General features: G+C 70.0%; 13 protein-coding genes and 1 pseudogene. 11 read left to right on the forward strand and 3 right to left on the reverse strand.

Features of this window, described 5'->3' with window-relative positions; genetic code table 11:
* Positions 1 to 338: 338 nt before the first annotated feature.
* A complete protein-coding gene (locus ACWC94_RS07845; protein WP_450795502.1) occupies positions 339 to 887 on the forward strand; it encodes a GNAT family N-acetyltransferase in 549 nt (182 codons plus the stop codon).
* A gap of 220 nt (positions 888 to 1,107) precedes the next feature.
* Here the strand turns inward: ACWC94_RS07845 and ACWC94_RS07850 are convergent.
* Positions 1,108 to 2,069, reverse strand: a pseudogene (locus tag ACWC94_RS07850) (phosphotransferase family protein).
* A gap of 145 nt (positions 2,070 to 2,214) precedes the next feature.
* Here ACWC94_RS07850 and ACWC94_RS07855 point away from each other — a divergent pair.
* A complete protein-coding gene (locus ACWC94_RS07855; RefSeq protein WP_450795503.1) occupies positions 2,215 to 3,057 on the forward strand; it encodes a DUF4253 domain-containing protein in 843 nt (280 codons plus the stop codon).
* A gap of 180 nt (positions 3,058 to 3,237) precedes the next feature.
* A complete protein-coding gene (locus tag ACWC94_RS07860) occupies positions 3,238 to 4,053 on the forward strand; it encodes a DUF427 domain-containing protein (protein ID WP_450795504.1) in 816 nt (271 codons plus the stop codon).
* Here the strand turns inward: ACWC94_RS07860 and ACWC94_RS07865 are convergent.
* Entirely contained in the window at positions 4,028 to 4,330 is a 303-nt protein-coding gene (locus ACWC94_RS07865; protein ID WP_450795505.1) for a hypothetical protein, read from the reverse strand. The genes ACWC94_RS07860 and ACWC94_RS07865 overlap by 26 nt on opposite strands.
* 1,042 nt (positions 4,331 to 5,372) lie before the next feature.
* Between ACWC94_RS07865 and ACWC94_RS07870 the strand changes: the two genes are divergently transcribed.
* The 7 genes from ACWC94_RS07870 to ACWC94_RS07900 all read left to right on the forward strand — a co-directional run bounded on the left by ACWC94_RS07870 (position 5,373) and on the right by ACWC94_RS07900 (position 12,817).
* On the forward strand, positions 5,373 to 6,269 hold the full coding sequence (locus tag ACWC94_RS07870) for a TauD/TfdA dioxygenase family protein (RefSeq protein WP_450795506.1): 897 nt from the start codon (positions 5,373 to 5,375) through the stop codon (positions 6,267 to 6,269).
* The gene (locus tag ACWC94_RS07875; protein ID WP_450795508.1) at positions 6,266 to 7,165 is read left to right on the forward strand and encodes an ABC transporter permease; all 900 of its coding nucleotides are present in this window, start codon (positions 6,266 to 6,268) and stop codon (positions 7,163 to 7,165) included. The genes ACWC94_RS07870 and ACWC94_RS07875 overlap by 4 nt, the downstream gene beginning before the upstream one ends.
* Positions 7,162 to 7,893 carry an ABC transporter ATP-binding protein gene (locus ACWC94_RS07880; protein ID WP_450795509.1) on the forward strand — a complete coding sequence of 244 codons (732 nt, stop codon included), beginning with the start codon at positions 7,162 to 7,164 and terminating at the stop codon, positions 7,891 to 7,893. The genes ACWC94_RS07875 and ACWC94_RS07880 overlap by 4 nt, the downstream gene beginning before the upstream one ends.
* Positions 7,894 to 7,936: 43 nt before the next feature.
* Positions 7,937 to 8,995 (forward strand): aliphatic sulfonate ABC transporter substrate-binding protein, encoded by a 1,059-nt coding sequence (locus tag ACWC94_RS07885; protein WP_450795510.1) that lies wholly within the window; start codon positions 7,937 to 7,939, stop codon positions 8,993 to 8,995.
* A complete protein-coding gene (locus ACWC94_RS07890) occupies positions 8,992 to 10,320 on the forward strand; it encodes an LLM class flavin-dependent oxidoreductase (protein ID WP_450795511.1) in 1,329 nt (442 codons plus the stop codon). The genes ACWC94_RS07885 and ACWC94_RS07890 overlap by 4 nt, the downstream gene beginning before the upstream one ends.
* 265 nt (positions 10,321 to 10,585) lie before the next feature.
* Entirely contained in the window at positions 10,586 to 11,281 is a 696-nt protein-coding gene (locus ACWC94_RS07895) for an SGNH/GDSL hydrolase family protein (protein WP_450795512.1), read from the forward strand.
* A gap of 153 nt (positions 11,282 to 11,434) precedes the next feature.
* Positions 11,435 to 12,817 carry an MFS transporter gene (locus ACWC94_RS07900; protein ID WP_450795513.1) on the forward strand — a complete coding sequence of 461 codons (1,383 nt, stop codon included), beginning with the start codon at positions 11,435 to 11,437 and terminating at the stop codon, positions 12,815 to 12,817.
* 461 nt (positions 12,818 to 13,278) lie between these two features.
* Here ACWC94_RS07900 and ACWC94_RS07905 read toward each other — a convergent pair whose 3' ends face one another.
* Positions 13,279 to 13,575, reverse strand: a complete 297-nt coding sequence (locus tag ACWC94_RS07905) for an ArsR/SmtB family transcription factor (protein WP_450795514.1) — start codon at positions 13,573 to 13,575, stop codon at positions 13,279 to 13,281.
* 83 nt (positions 13,576 to 13,658) lie between these two features.
* Between ACWC94_RS07905 and ACWC94_RS07910 the strand changes: the two genes are divergently transcribed.
* Positions 13,659 to 14,024: a VOC family protein gene (locus tag ACWC94_RS07910; RefSeq protein WP_450795515.1), complete on the forward strand. Its 366-nt coding sequence runs from the start codon at positions 13,659 to 13,661 to the stop codon at positions 14,022 to 14,024.
* The last annotated feature ends 281 nt before the right edge of the window (positions 14,025 to 14,305 follow it).

The following is a 14,305-nucleotide window of genomic DNA, read 5'->3' on the forward strand; positions in this document are numbered from 1 at the left end:
GGTATGTGGGACACGTTTCACCTCATCCGGTTCATCTGTCAGGTGTCGCACCCCCGGGCCGCCCCCCTGGTCGTCGGATGAACCGGCCCCGCAGGGTGAGCGGCAGCCGCCGACCACGGACCACGCGGCCGGAGCCGGCACGCCGGCAGGGGCCCGCCCGCTCGTCGACCTGCTCAACAGGCGTGCGTCGTTGGCCCGTTGGGGCATCGCGGAAGAACCGGCGGACCGTCGGCTCAACCGGCACCGGCCTGCCGTGAAGGTCAACCTCCGTTGTCATGGACCCGCGTCAGGTACGGCTTCGTGCGATCGAATAGCCTGATGAGCAGGAGGGGCCGGGGATGGCGATGACCGTGGTGTTGAGCTCGGGAGATCTGGTGCTGCGTCCCTGGGAGGCCTGTGATGCCACCGCCCTGGCGGCGCTGGCCGATGACGAGGAACTGCGTCGCTGGACGTCACATCGGGTGGCCGACCAGGAGGACGCGGCGCGCTGGATCGCCGCACAGGGAGTGGGCTGGGAGACCCGGGAGCGGCTCAGCTTCGCGGTGCTCGCGCACGGGCGGGTGGCGGGTCACATCGTGCTCAGACGGCCGGGTGGCGCGGGCACCGTGGCCGGGATCGGCTACTGGACCGGTGCTCCCGCGCGTGGCCTCGGCCTCGCCTCCCGGGCGGTCGAGATGGTGACGGCCTGGGCCTTCGACACCGATGAGGGGGAAGGTCTGGCCCGCCTGGAACTGACCCACAACGTCGGCAATCCGGCCTCATGCCGGGTCGCCGAGAAGACGGGATATGCCCTTGAGGCTGTCCTCCCACCTCGCCCGCCGCATCCGTTGGAAGGGCATCTGCACGTGCGCGAGCGCGGGGCCATTCCGTCGCTCTCGTCCGCATGAGGTGTCGCAACCCTGCACGCTCTTCAAGATCACCGGCCTGCCTTGCGCCGCACCGTCTGCGACCGACGCCCCTGTCCGCAGCCCCGCACGTAACCGGAGGCCGAGCTCTGGGCCCCTGTCCCGGCTGCGGACAAGCCGTACGGCTGCACGCCCCGGGCCCGCGCCCACTTGGTTGATCAGTGAATGACAAGGTCGGTTCCGTGCCCCGGGCCGCCTGGGCTCAGTCCGGCGCGTCCATCAGGGCGGTGACATAGGCGTCCAGCCGCTCCTCCACGGCTCGCGTCGTCAGTTCGGTCCTCCCTGCCTCCCGCCAGCCTGCGCCACCAACTGCACTTCCTCTGAGCACGCCAGCCCGTCCCGCACCCGCCAGTACAGCCGCTCCCTCGTGGTCGCGGCCAGCGTTCCACCGGCCTCCTCATACGCCTCAGCGAACCGCAGACCCCACACCGGGCCGTGCAGCAACGCGAGATTGGTGGAGCAGTGCGCCACATCGAGATCCGCCGGGCCCCAGGAAGCCGCCGCCCAGTCGACGACGCCGGTGATCCGGGCACCTGCCGGCCTTGGGGGCCGCACGTCGAACAACACGTTGCCGGGGTGGAAGTCCCGGTGCAGGAATCGCCCTTCACAGGACGGCGCGGGCTGGCGGATCACGTCGATCGCCGCGGCCCACGCCGCCGCGTCGGCGCCCCTCGGAGTCACGACCGTGTCGGCGGTCGTCAGCGCCACATAGTCCCGGGGCCGCTCGGCGGGTCGCAACGCGTGGATCGCCACGAGTTGACGGGCCAGCAGAGGAACGCGCGCCTCCAACCCCTCATCGTCGAGGACGGCCCGGCCCGCCAGATGTGTCATGAGGAGCGACGGATACGCGCAATGCGCGGCGGTCGGATCGACCGCGACCAGTCCAGGAGCCGGCACGCCGGTCCCCGCGAGCAGGGTCAGGGCGCCTGCCTCCCTGTTCAGCCGGTCCTCGGCGCACTCCACGGAGAACGGGTCGACGAAACTCCGCAGCACCAGGTGACGGGTGTCTCCGTCCCGCGTTCCCATGGTCAGCCTCCGCACTTCGGCAGTGATACCGCCGTGCAGTGCCTCGACTCTGACGACCCGTTCGCCGGCCTCCAGGTGCCGGCTCACCCAAGCCAGCGTCAGCGGTCGGACGCTCGCTGCCTCATCACGATGGGTCACCGTGCCACCTCACCATCCGGACGGTGGCACACGCGAAGGCTTTACTGGGGGCGGAGCCTGCTCGGCTCGCGTGGTCAAAAGGGGATTCAGCGGCTTGCGTCAGGTCATGTGATCGCAGGTTGGCGGCGGGATCTATGCTCCCTGCATGTCTCCGAATGACGCTGGTGGAAGCGCGATCGCCGCACTGTTCCACGACGCGACCGGCGAGTCCCTGGGGTTGGCGCTTCCGGCGGGTGAAGTGGTGGTGGATCGGGAGGAAACCCCATGGTTCTGGTTCGGCGCCACCGCTCCGGAGACCGGACTCGTGGAACGGCTCCGCGCGGCGCATCCCCGGACCGGGCTGTGGCCGGTGCTCCTTGGCGATGATCCGTTCCGTGTCGCTGCTGACCTGCACCCGGATCTGAGCGGGCACCTCGGTGGGCCCGTGGACAAGGCCACAACCGCCGAGGACCTGGACGCCTGGGCCGTCGCGGAATGGGCCGAGATCATCGCGGACAACGAGGCCGACGAAGACTGGGAACCCGAGGAACGGGTTTCGGCTCTGGCCCCGGCGGGGGCATCCTGGCCGGGCCTGGCTCCTGCCGGAGCGCCGCTCGCGGACCCGACAGCCGTAGCGGACGCGAACCTTGCGCACATGCTCGCGAACGATTGGCTGGGGGAGCCGCGCTTGGCACTGGTTCCCTGCCGCTCGAGCAGTGAAGCGCTGCTCAGGCTGGGATGGACACCGTCGGATGTCAGTGACATCACTCCGTTCGCCGCGATGGCGCGGGGCTGGGAGGACCGCTTCGGCGCCAGAGTGATCGCGCTCAAGCCGTCCACGCTCTATATGAGCGTGAGTGCTCCGCCGGCGACCATGGAGCATGCGCTGCATGTGGCTGCCGAACACCTGGTGGTCTGTCCGGACGCCGTGTTCCAGTGCAGCGAGTCCTTCCAGGACCATGCCGAATCCCTGGTCGGCGAGACCCATTGGGGGTTTTGGTGGGACTGACCTGATCAGACGTCCTGTGCGGAGGTGCGCAACTCTGAGCTCGCACAGCGGGTCAGTGGCACCCTGGAGGAGGATCTGAGGGTGTTCGGCTGCCCCGAGCAGGTTGCGGCCGGGCCGGCAGAGCCGCCCCCCATGTCGCCGAGGTATCCGCGCGAGCACCGACGGAGAGGAGAGCCGCTCATGACCACACCCCCCACGCTGCAAGCGGTGCGGACCACCCCCGAGGGCCTTCTGTGGGAGCCCAGCGAACGCTGGGTGCGCGGCCGTAAGGGCGAGGTCACGGTCGTCGACAGCCGGCACCCTGTACTGGTCTGGGAGCCGGGCGTCCCCGTTCCGCTGTACGCGTTCCCCCGCGCGGAGGTGCGCGAGGAACTGCTGCGCCCCGCGAAGAACCCGCCGACGGACCGGCACACCGGCTCGCGGATCTTCTACGACCTCGACATCGACGGTGAGCTGCTGGAGAACGCCGCCTGGACCTTCCCGTCCGCCGACCTGGCCGGCCACATCGCCTTCGAGTGGTTCCGGCGGGTGGGACGGGGCCTGGACCACTGGTACGAGGAGGAGGAAGAGATCTTCATCCATCCCCGCGACCCGCACAAGAGGGTGGACGCCATCCCCAGCAGCCGGCACGTCCAGGTCTCGGTCGACGGCACGGTCGTCGCCGACACCCACCGCCCTGTCCTGCTTTTCGAGACCGGCCTGCCCACGCGCTACTACGTTCCACGCGAGGACGTCCGCCTCGGCCTGCTCGAACCCACCGGCCACCACACCGGCTGCCCCTACAAGGGCACCGCCGAGTACTGGTCGTGGCGCGGTGCGGCCGACGTGCCACCCCACCTCGTGTGGAGCTACCCGGACCCGCTGCCCGCGGTCGGGCCGATCAGGGGGCTGCTCGCCTTCTCCAACGAGGCGGTCGACATCACCGTCGACGGCGAGCGCATGGAGCGTCCCGTCACCCACGAGGTGACGGTCAGCTTGGTGCCGCCGACACGGTGACGTACGGGTCGCTGGCCGGGTAGTCGACGGAGGTGCCGCCGTGGCCCGTGTCGCCCGTGTCGCCCGCGTCGTCCGAGCCGTCGTCGCCGGAGGCCGCGAAGAAGCCGAGGCCCTGGGCGGCGCCGGCCTCGAAGACCGCGTCGACCGCGTTGATGCCGGCGGTGGTGCGGGCGCTCTCGGCGGCATGCCAGCTGACCGAGGTGGCCGGGATGCCGCTGTCGGCGATGGCCTGGCAGGTGTCGGCCTCGCCCGCGTCGGAGTTGGGGCCCTCCAGCATCGGCCGTACCGCGCGCGGCCATCCGGAGCCTGGAGCGGTACAGCTCCTGTCGATGCCGAGCGGGATGTGGGGGCGTCCCGGCCGGGGCCGCCGCCCGTCCTCCGGCGGTTGCCGGACCAGTCCCCTCGCGAGCGGTTCGGCCGCGTGCCGCGAAACGGCGGCCGCACTGAGCCCCGTCTCCCCGATGATCGCGGTGCGGGCCGGCGGCCCCGGTGCGGGACGGCCCGCAGCACGGCGGCCGCGCCGTCGAGCCGGCCGGGGACAGGACGCGGACCAGGCGTCGCGATGAGCACTGGCGGCATCGGTGATCCTCTGTCCGGAGTCGGCCGTCACGCCCCGATGCTGACAAGCACCGCAGACCCGGTCAATGGACCAGCGTTACGGGGGCATGACGGTTCTGCGAAGCGTGCGCCCGGCCCCACGGGAGGGGGTCGGCCGAGCCCGGCGATCACCGTGTCCGGGTGGGGGAGGGGCACCGGCCGTAGTGCTCGGTGATACCCCGTCCGGTGGGGGAGGGGAGCCGGCCGCGCAGTGCTCGGTGGTGCCTCGGCAGCGGCCCGGCTCCCGGACATGCGCCGGCTGTCCGTGTCCGCGATGCAAGACCCGTCCGGGAACTTCTTGACCGGTGGGCGGACCTCTGCTGAACTCCGGTCCCATGAACCCGCGCGTGGACCTCACTCGGCGGCGCCACATCGATCTGGCGCACGTCTCCAGCGCGTTCTGTTGTCGCTGAAGCGGCACGTCGTCATGCGGCGCCGCGCTGTGCGGCCGTCGTAGCCGTCTCCTGAACGACACTTTCAACCGGCTCTTTGTCCACGTCCCCATGACGCGACGTGTCAGTGGTCCGGCCGGAGCCGTACCCGCCTCCTGGTGGCCTGATCCGCATCAGGTGCGCTGAGCGCGGCCGTTCCGTCCCTCTGGTACGGCGACCCGACCACCACCGCATCCGTGGTGGACCGTCGCACGAGTCGCCCCCTCACTCTCGACCCTTCGCCTCTCCGCACCCTGTGGTGCGCCCCGCCTCCCCGAGAAGGACCTCCGTATGCCCCCGTCCCTCCGCAAGCTGACCGGCCGCATCGGCGCGGTCGTCGAGGGCGTCGACCTCACGGCGCCGCCCGACCCCTCCACGGTGACGGCACTCCGCCACGCCCTCGACGAACACAAGGCCATCGTCTTCGACCAGGTGAACCTGGACAACGCGGGTCAGGAGCGCGTGGCCGCGTGGTTCGGCGAACTCACCACCGCCCACCCGAACGTGCCGGCCGCCGACGGCACGACGAACGTCCTCGCCGTCGACAGCGAGACGTCCAAGGCCGACGAGTGGCACACGGACGTCACCTTCGTGGTCAACCCGCCGCAGCTCACCACCCTCCGGTCCCTCGTGATCCCGCCGTACGGCGGCGAGACACTCGTCGCGAACGCGGCCGCGGCCTACCGCGACCTGCCCGAACCGCTGCGCGTCCTCGCGGACTCGCTGCGCGTCGTGCACACCAACCAGTACGACTACGCCCGCCCCTCGGCCACGACGGCACAGCGTCAGGAGTACGACCGGATCTTCGTCTCGACGCCCTACGAGGCCGAGCACCCGGTCGTACGGGTGCATCCGCTCACGGGTGAACGCGGCCTGTTCATCGGCGGGTTCGCCCAGCGCGTCGTCGGCCTGCCGAGCAGCGACTCGACCGATCTGCTGCGCGTCCTGCAGTCGTACGTGACGCGCCCGGAGAACATCCTGCGCTGGGCCTGGAAGCCCGGCCAGCTACTGATCTTCGACAACCGGATCACCCAGCACTACGGAGTGGACAACTACGACGACCACCCGCGGCGCCTCAACCGGGTGACGGTCGCCGGAGAGGTGCCGGTCGGCGTCGACGGCCGCCGCAGCCGGCAACTCGTGGGCGACGCCTCGCACTACACCGGGGTCCTGGAGGCGGTCGCATGACCGGGATCCGCCTCACGGCGCCGGCCGTCACCAAGACCTCCGCCGCCGGCACCGAGCCGGCGAGCGTGCGGGAACGTGAGGTCTTCCAGCCACGCGATGCCCGCCACCGGACACCGTTCAGCACGCTCCGCGACCGCCTCCGCTGGCCGCTGGGGATCTATACGACACCGGTCGTGATCCTGGTCGCCTGGGAGGCGCTCGCCAGGGCCGGCGTGCTGGCGAAGACCTACGCTCCGGCGCCGACCTCCATCGTGAAGTCCGCCGCCGATCTGTGGCAGCAGGGCGTACTCGGCCCGGACCTGGCCATCTCGCTGCAACGGGCCGGGATCGGCCTCCTGATCGGTCTGACCGTGGGCATCGCCACCGGGGTGCTCGGCGGTCTGCTGCGCAGCGGCGAGTATCTGTTCAATGGACTCGTGCAGGTCCTCAACACGATCCCGCTGCTGGCGGTGCTGCCGCTGATGATCGTGTGGTTCGGCATCGACGAGCTCACCAAGGTGCTGCTGATCTCGTTCGGCGCCGGGGTCCCGATGTATCTCAACCTGTTCGCCGCGATCAGGGGCATCGACCAGCGTCTGATCGAGATGGCGCGCACGACGGGCGCGGGTACCTGGCGCCTGGTCACGCGGGTACTGGTCCCGGGAGCCCTGCCGGGTTTCCTGGTCGGGCTCCGGTTCTCCCTCGCGTACAGCGTGCTGGGCCTCGTCGCCGCCGAAACGGTCAACGCCGACAAGGGACTCGGCTTCCTCATCACCCAGGGGCAGACGTATCTGCAGACCAACCAGGTCTTCGTGGGGCTGGTGATCTACTCGCTCCTCGGTCTGCTCGCCGACCAGTTCGTCCGGATTCTCGAGCGGGTGCTGCTGCGGTGGCGTCCCAGTTATGAGGCGTCATGAGCAGCGCAGTAGCGACCGAGCTTCGCCGGCGGACCGGGGTCGTCGTCGAGCAGGTGGTCCGTCGGTTCGGCGACCGGGTGGTGCTCGACCACCTCGACCTCACCATCGGCGACGAGGAGTTGGTGATCCTGCTCGGCCCCTCGGGCTGCGGCAAGAGCACCCTGCTGCGCCTGCTCGCCGGACTGGACCGGCCCGACGGGGGGCGGGTGGAGGTCCCGGTGAAGCGAGCGGTCGTGTTCCAGGCCGACCGGCTGCTGCCGTGGCAGCGGGTACTGCGCAACGTGACGCTCGGCCTGTACGGGACCGACGCGGAACAGCGGGCCCGCGACGTGCTCGCCGAGGTCGGACTCGCGGGCCGCGAGAGGGCATGGCCCAAGGAGCTCTCCGGCGGGGAGGCCCAGCGGGTGTCCCTCGCGCGGGCACTGGTCTCGGAGCCCGAACTCGTGCTGCTCGACGAGCCGTTCGCGGCCCTCGACGCGATCACCCGGCTGCGCATGCACGACCTCGTACGGGCGCTGCGGACCAGGCACCACGCCGCGATGCTGCTCGTCACCCACGACGTCGACGAGGCGATCGCCCTGGCGGACCGCATCGTCGTCATGAGCGACGGCCGCATCGGAACCTCGCGCGAGGTCCGCCTCTCCGCCGCGGACCGGGAATCGAGCGTCGCACGCGAGGAACTCCGCGCACGGCTGCTGGAAGACCTCGGCCTCGCCGGCCAGCACTGACCTCCCCGAACACCCTCACCCCAGCACAGAAAGCACGACAACCATGCGAAAGAGAACCACCAGACTCATCGGCGCCATCGGCTCGCTCGCCCTCGCGGGCGCCCTCGTCGCCTGCGGATCGTCGTCTTCGAACAGCGCCGCGCCGCTGAGCAACGCCGGTGAGGCGAGCGACGCCAAGCACCCCGAGTGGAGCAAGTACACCTTCACCGTCGGCGACAACGGCGGTGACGGCAGCCAGGAGCTGGCGAAGATCACCGGCGTGTTCGACAACGCGCCGTACAAGGTGAAGTTCGCCCGGTTCACCTACGGCCCGCCGCTCGTGCAGGCCGCGGCCTCGGGCGACATCGACCTCGGCAGCGTCGGCGACGTGCCACCGATCACCGGCGCCGCGAAGGAGTACGGCTTCAAGGTCGTCGCCGTCAACCGCTCGCTCACGCCCGACCAGGCGGTGGAGAACATCATCGTGCCGAAGGGCTCGAAGCTGAGGACGGCCGCCGACCTCAGAGGCAAGAAGATCGCTGTTCCGCAGGGCAGTTCGGCTCACGGCCTGGCCCTGAACGCGCTGCGCAGCGTCGGCCTCACCCCCAAGGATGTGAAGCTGACGTTCCTCGACCCGGCGGCCGGTGCGACGGCGTTCAACTCCGGCAAGGTGGACGCCTGGTCGATCTGGAACCCCCAGTCCGCGATCGCGGTCAAGAACGGTGCGCGGGTCCTGGTGAAGGGTCTCCCGCCGATCGACCAGACGAGCAGCTACTACGTCGCGACCGACAAGTCGCTGAAGGACAAGACCAGGCGTGCGGCTCTCACGGACGTCCTGAAGAGGCTCTCGCGGGAGTTCGCCTGGGCCGTCAAGAACCCCGACCAGTACGCGCAGGCGCTCTCGAAGGAGCAGGGCATCCCGCTGGCCGACGCCAAGGCGTCCCTGGCCGCCTACTCGAACCGGGTGACCCCGGTGGAGCAGTCGGACATCGAGCTGGAGCAGAAGCTCGCCGACGCCTTCCTGGAGGCGGGGCAGATCACCAAGAAGGTCGACGTCAAGTCGATCACCAACAACCTCCTGCCGGCCGGCTACGACAGCTCCAAGCTGAAGGTCACCTCATGAGCACGAGACGGCGTCGGCTCCATCTCAACGCCTTCCTCATGGAGGCGGGCCACCACGAGGCAGCGTGGCGGCTCCCGCACAGCAATCCCCGGGCGGACTTCGACCTGCGGCACTGGATCGAGCTGGCGCGGCTGGCCGAGAGCGCCAAGTTCGACTCGCTGTTCCTCGCGGACGGCCCGGCCCTCATCGGCACCGGCGAGTTCCGGCCGCCGGGCCAGCTCGAACCGCTGACCCTGCTGACCGCGCTGTCCCAGGCGACCAGCAGGATCGGCCTCATCGCGACCGTGTCGTCGACCTACAACGAGCCGTACAACCTCGCTCGTCGGCTCGCGTCCGTCGACCATGTCAGCGGGGGCCGGGCGGGCTGGAACATCGTCACCTCGGCAGGGGCCGACGAGGCCGCCAACTTCGGCCTGGACGACCGCCCCGGCCACGCCGAACGCTACGCCCGCGCCGACGAGTTCCTGAAGGTCGCCAAGTCGCTGTGGGACAGCTGGGAGTCCGAGGCCGTCATCGCGGACAGGACCACGGGACGCTACGCCGACCCCGCGCGTCTGCACCGCCTCGACCACCGGGGCCGGTACTTCAAGGTGGCCGGCCCGCTCAATGTCGAGCGTCCCCCGCAGGGCTACCCGCTGCTCGTCCAGGCCGGTTCCTCCGAGGACGGCAAGGACTTCGCGGCCCGCCACGCGGAGGCGATCTTCACAGCGCACACGACGTATGAGCGCGCGGCCGCCTTCTACGCCGACATCAAGGCGCGGACCAGGGCCGCGGGGCGCGACCCGGACGGTGTGATCGTTCTGCCGGGCATCGTCCCGTACATCGGGTCGACGGAGGCGGAAGCCCGTGCGCTGGCACGGCGGTTCGACGACCTGCGTATCCCGGGGTACGGCCTGCGCCAGCTGGCCGCGGTCTTCGAAACCGAACCGTCGGTCTTCGAACTGGACGGGCCGCTACCGGACTTCGTCCTGGCGCGGCCGAAGCTGGAAGGTTCACAGAGCCGTGCCGACCTGATCACCGAGCTCGCAGTGCGGGAGAGACTGACGGTGCGGCAGGTCATCTCCCGGCTCGGCGGCGGACGCGGTCACTTCGAGTTCATCGGCACACCCGAGCAGGTCGCGGACACGATCATCGCCTGGTTCGAGGGCGGTGCCGCGGACGGGTTCAACATCATGGCGCCCGCCCTGCCGTCGGGCCTCGCGACCTTCGTCGAGCAGGTGCTGCCGATCCTGCGCGGCAAGGGGCTGTTCCGCGAGGAGTACGAGGGCACGACCCTGCGTGAGCACTACGGGCTCCCGGTCCCGGCGAACCAGTTCCATGGCTGAGCCGGCCCGGCGACGACGATTCCGGGAAGGCCGGCAGGGGTGGGGCGGCCCCCGGAAGGCCGGTTCACCGGTTCGGTGACGACCGCGTCCGTGTTCGACGGTATCCGCCGGACATGACCGACGCCGAGTGGGGCGGGCCGGGACGACCGCGCCGAGCACGGGCGTCATCGAGTCGCAGTCGGGCAATTCGGGCAGGGCGGGCACCGGCGGCCGGCCGGACGGCGGCTGCTTGAGAATACATACGGTCGACTGTACTCTCTTCGGTATGGAGCAACCCGTATTCACCGAGGCAACCGACCCGTTCTGCCTGGACCGGGCGGATGCCACGGCATTGCTGAGTGGGGCCCCGTGGGGCAGGTACGGCGTGATCGGAGACAGCCTTTCGGCGGGAACCGGCGATCCCACCCCGGGCTACCAGGACCTGGGCTGGTCGGACCGGGTTGCCGGTGTCCTGCGGGCTGTCCGGCCGGATCTGGAGTACCTCAACGTCTCCGAGACCGGGGCGACAACCGCCCAGACGCTCGAGAACCAGGCGGCCCGCATGGCTGAGTTCTCCCCGGACCTGCTCCACGTGCCGTGCGGGGCCAACGACATCGTGCGGCGCAGGCCGGACTTCGGCGAGATCGAGCGAACCCTTCGGCGGATGTACGACCTGGCGAAGGGCACCGGCGCGTTGCTGACCACTTTCACGCTCGGCAGGGCGTATGTCGTCCCGGCCTTCCCCGACTGGCCGGAGCGGATCACCGCGGTCAACGAGATCGTGCGCGGGCTGGCTTCCGCATACGACGCCGTCGTGGTGGACATGTGGGATCACCCGGTCAACGACCGCGGCAACCTGCTCAGCGAGGATCGCATCCACTTCTCGGCCTCGGGCCAGGCCGTCATGGCGGCCGAGGTGGTCAAGAGGCTGGCCGGTTCCCTGGGGCGCACCCCACCGGCGCGATCCGGGCGCCGGTCCTGACCGCCGCCCGGCGAAACGCGCCAGCCGATCTTCCCGGGTCCTGGCATTGCCGGACCCCGACGAACAAAGAGGTCTTCTCCCGTGGCAAGTAGTCAGCAGGCAGTCGGTCGGCCAGCGATGGCCGCGAAAGCCGACGCCATTCCGTGGACGACGATGTCGATTGTCCTGGCCGCCCTGTTCATGGCGGTCCTTGACTCGTTCATCGTCGTGGTCGCCGACCCCTCGATCGTGGCGGACCTGCATGCCTCCGACAGCGACGTCCAGTGGGTTCTGGCGGGTTATCAGCTGAGTTACGCGGTCTTCATCATCACCGCCACCCGCCTGGCCGACCTGTACGGCCGCAAGCGGATCTTCCTTCTCGGGGTGGCTCTGTTCACCCTGTCGTCAGTCGCTTGTGCGCTGTCACCGAACGCGGGCAGCCTGATCGCCGCGCGGGTCATCCAGGGGCTGGGGGCCGCCCTGATGGTTCCCCAGGTGTTCGCGTTCGTCACGGTCCTGGTGCCGGCGGCGCGGCGGCACAGCGTCTACGGCGCGGTCGGCATTGTCATGGGCATGGCTACCATCGGCGGGCAGGTCGTCGGCGGACTGCTGATCGGCGCCAACCTGTTCGCCTCCGGCTGGCGCATGGTGTTCTGGGTGAACGTGCCGATCGGAATCGCGCTGTTCCTGCTCGCTGTGCGATACGTGCCGAAGACGGGCCGAGCCGCCACCCGCAAGCTGGACATGCCCGGGGTCCTGGTGCTCAGCGCGGCCCTGTTCCTCCTGGTGCTCCCGCTGATCCAGGGGCAGGAGGCAGGATGGCCCTGGTGGGTCTGGGCCTGCTTCGCGGGCAGCGCGGTCGGGTTCGGCCTCTTCGTCGCGATCGAGCGGGGCCTGGAACGGCGGGGCGGGGATCCGCTGGTCCCGCTGACGCTGTTCAGGCAGCGCTCCTTCTCGCTCGGGATCATTCTCGTCCTCGCCCTGTACGCGCTGATCTACTCGTACTACCTGGCCCTGTCGGTGACGATGCAGCAAGGCCTCGACATGTCAGCGCTCGGCGCGGGCCTGGTCCAGGCGCCGGCAGCCACGGCATTCTTCGTGTTCAGCATGGTGGCGAGCCGGATCATCCCGAGATACGGGCGACGTGTCCTCGAGGTCGGGGCGATCACACTGGCGATCGGCTACCTGGCGACCGGCCTCTTGCTGGTGTCCGGCCCGCGGATCACTCCGCTGCTCGTGATCCCCACCCTCGTTCTGCAGAGCGTCGGTGGCGGACTGGTCATCACGCCGGCGCTCAACACGGTGCTGAGCCGCGTCAAGCCGGAGTCGGCCGGTGTCGCGTCAGGGGTCTTGTCCACCACCCAGCAGGTGGGCGGGGCGCTGGGCGTTGCCGCTGTCGGAGCGGTCTTCTTCAGCTCGTTCCATCCCGCGGCGGTCGGCAGGGTCGCCGCCGCCGGCCACGCCTTCGCCGTCGCGTCCTTCGCGGTGCTGGTCTTCGCCGTCATCGCGGGCATCGTCGTCTTCCTTCTGCCGAAGCGGCCGGCGACCCAGGCCTGAGTGCGAGGGCCACGACGTCGGAAGACTCCAGTCATGGGACCTTGGGGGACCTTGGGGCCGGCGTCGTTGTCACTGGCAGGTGTCGCGCTCGGTGCGGGCGGCTCGCTGTTCGGGCAGTACCTCGTGTCACGAGCGAGCACTCGGCAGCTGGAGGTGCAGGAGTCAGCCGCGCACCGGGCGGAGACCAAGAACGCGCCAGTCGACCAGCTCGTCGATGATCTGTGGCCGGCGCATGCGCGGACCGACTTGGCGGCCAGGAGCGAGCCGCTGCGAGGTGCTGCCCATCGCTGTGCGGCCCGCCTCGCGGAGGCGGCCGGGGGCGGGATCTGTGACGCGGCCCCCGCTCCTGAGGCCCGGGCACTCGGGTGCGGGGTCCGAGGCCTACCCGGTTCGGGTGGCCGGCCCGGGGCGTCCGACCCGTGCGGGACCGCCCGTCCTGGGCGGGGCGGTGGCCCTGGTGCTCATTGCCTGCCTTCGGCCAGCACCGCGGCGAGGAGACCCGGGAAGCGGGCATCGAGATCGGCGCGACGCAGAGCCATCAGCCGGGCCTTCCCGACCCGCCGGGTCCGGGTGATTCCCGCTTCGCGCAGGATCCGCCAATGGTTGGACAGCGTCGACCTGGGCACGTCCACGCCGGCCGGGCTGCACGCGCACTCACCGTCGTCGGCCATCCGGCGGACCAGTGCCAACCGCACCGGATCGCCCAGCGCATGGAGCACCGCGGCCAGGTCCGCATCCGCGTGGTCGGGCTGTCCCACCGGCACTCCTCGTCTTCGTCCACGTGACACCGCTAGTATGCAGATCACTTCCTCGTTTCGGGAAAGTCGAAATGATCTAGGAGATGGCCGTGACCGTGCTCGCCACCCTCGCCCGTGTCTACGTCGACAACCTGGACGTGGCCCTGCCGACCTTCGTCGCACTCACCGGAGAGCAGCCGCGGCTGAGGTTCACCTACCGCGATCTGGAACTCGCGAGCATCGGCGGCTATCTGCTTCTGGCAGGGTCGCAGGAAGCCCTCGCTCCCTACCGAGGCACGCACGCCACCGCGATCGTCGAGTCCATCGACCGGGTCCTGCGCATGACCGAGCAGCACGGCGGAAAGGTCATCGACGGTCCCAACGAGGTGCCCACCGGCCGGAATCTGACCGTACGGCACCCAGGTGGCGCGACCATCGAGTACGTCCAGTTCCACGCACGGCCGAAATGAGCGATGAGGTTTCTCTGCGGCGGGAACGTGCCATGAGCGGCTCATCCCTCACGATACGCCGGTTCGCGGTCCCGCGAAGAGAGGGTGCGTCACAGTCAGGCCCGGCTATTTGCCCGTTCGACCATTGCGAATTCAACCCTTCAGCGTGCCTGCTCAGGTTGGGCCTCACCTCCCCGAGATGCCGTTGAGCAGACGGTCCCCTAGCGTGGTCACCAACAGTGCGTCCAGGGTGTTCCTCTCCCCTTCCACGGGGTTCGGCCTTTCCGTGGGGTTCGGCGGAC

Source organism: Streptomyces sp. NPDC001135, assembly GCF_053598395.1.

What these genes read in the sequence shown, in the direction of transcription:
- ACWC94_RS07845 (WP_450795502.1), top strand. Translation starts at nt 339, where the DNA reads ATGGCGATGACCGTGGTGTTGAGCTCGGGAGATCTGGTGCTGCGTCCC.
- ACWC94_RS07855 (WP_450795503.1), top strand. Translation starts at nt 2,215, where the DNA reads ATGTCTCCGAATGACGCTGGTGGAAGCGCGATCGCCGCACTGTTCCAC.
- ACWC94_RS07860 (WP_450795504.1), top strand. Translation starts at nt 3,238, where the DNA reads ATGACCACACCCCCCACGCTGCAAGCGGTGCGGACCACCCCCGAGGGC.
- ACWC94_RS07865 (WP_450795505.1), bottom strand. Translation starts at nt 4,330, where the DNA reads ATGCTGGAGGGCCCCAACTCCGACGCGGGCGAGGCCGACACCTGCCAG.
- ACWC94_RS07870 (WP_450795506.1), top strand. Translation starts at nt 5,373, where the DNA reads ATGCCCCCGTCCCTCCGCAAGCTGACCGGCCGCATCGGCGCGGTCGTC.
- ACWC94_RS07875 (WP_450795508.1), top strand. Translation starts at nt 6,266, where the DNA reads ATGACCGGGATCCGCCTCACGGCGCCGGCCGTCACCAAGACCTCCGCC.
- ACWC94_RS07880 (WP_450795509.1), top strand. Translation starts at nt 7,162, where the DNA reads ATGAGCAGCGCAGTAGCGACCGAGCTTCGCCGGCGGACCGGGGTCGTC.
- ACWC94_RS07885 (WP_450795510.1), top strand. Translation starts at nt 7,937, where the DNA reads ATGCGAAAGAGAACCACCAGACTCATCGGCGCCATCGGCTCGCTCGCC.
- ACWC94_RS07890 (WP_450795511.1), top strand. Translation starts at nt 8,992, where the DNA reads ATGAGCACGAGACGGCGTCGGCTCCATCTCAACGCCTTCCTCATGGAG.
- ACWC94_RS07895 (WP_450795512.1), top strand. Translation starts at nt 10,586, where the DNA reads ATGGAGCAACCCGTATTCACCGAGGCAACCGACCCGTTCTGCCTGGAC.
- ACWC94_RS07900 (WP_450795513.1), top strand. Translation starts at nt 11,435, where the DNA reads ATGTCGATTGTCCTGGCCGCCCTGTTCATGGCGGTCCTTGACTCGTTC.
- ACWC94_RS07910 (WP_450795515.1), top strand. Translation starts at nt 13,659, where the DNA reads ATGGCCGTGACCGTGCTCGCCACCCTCGCCCGTGTCTACGTCGACAAC.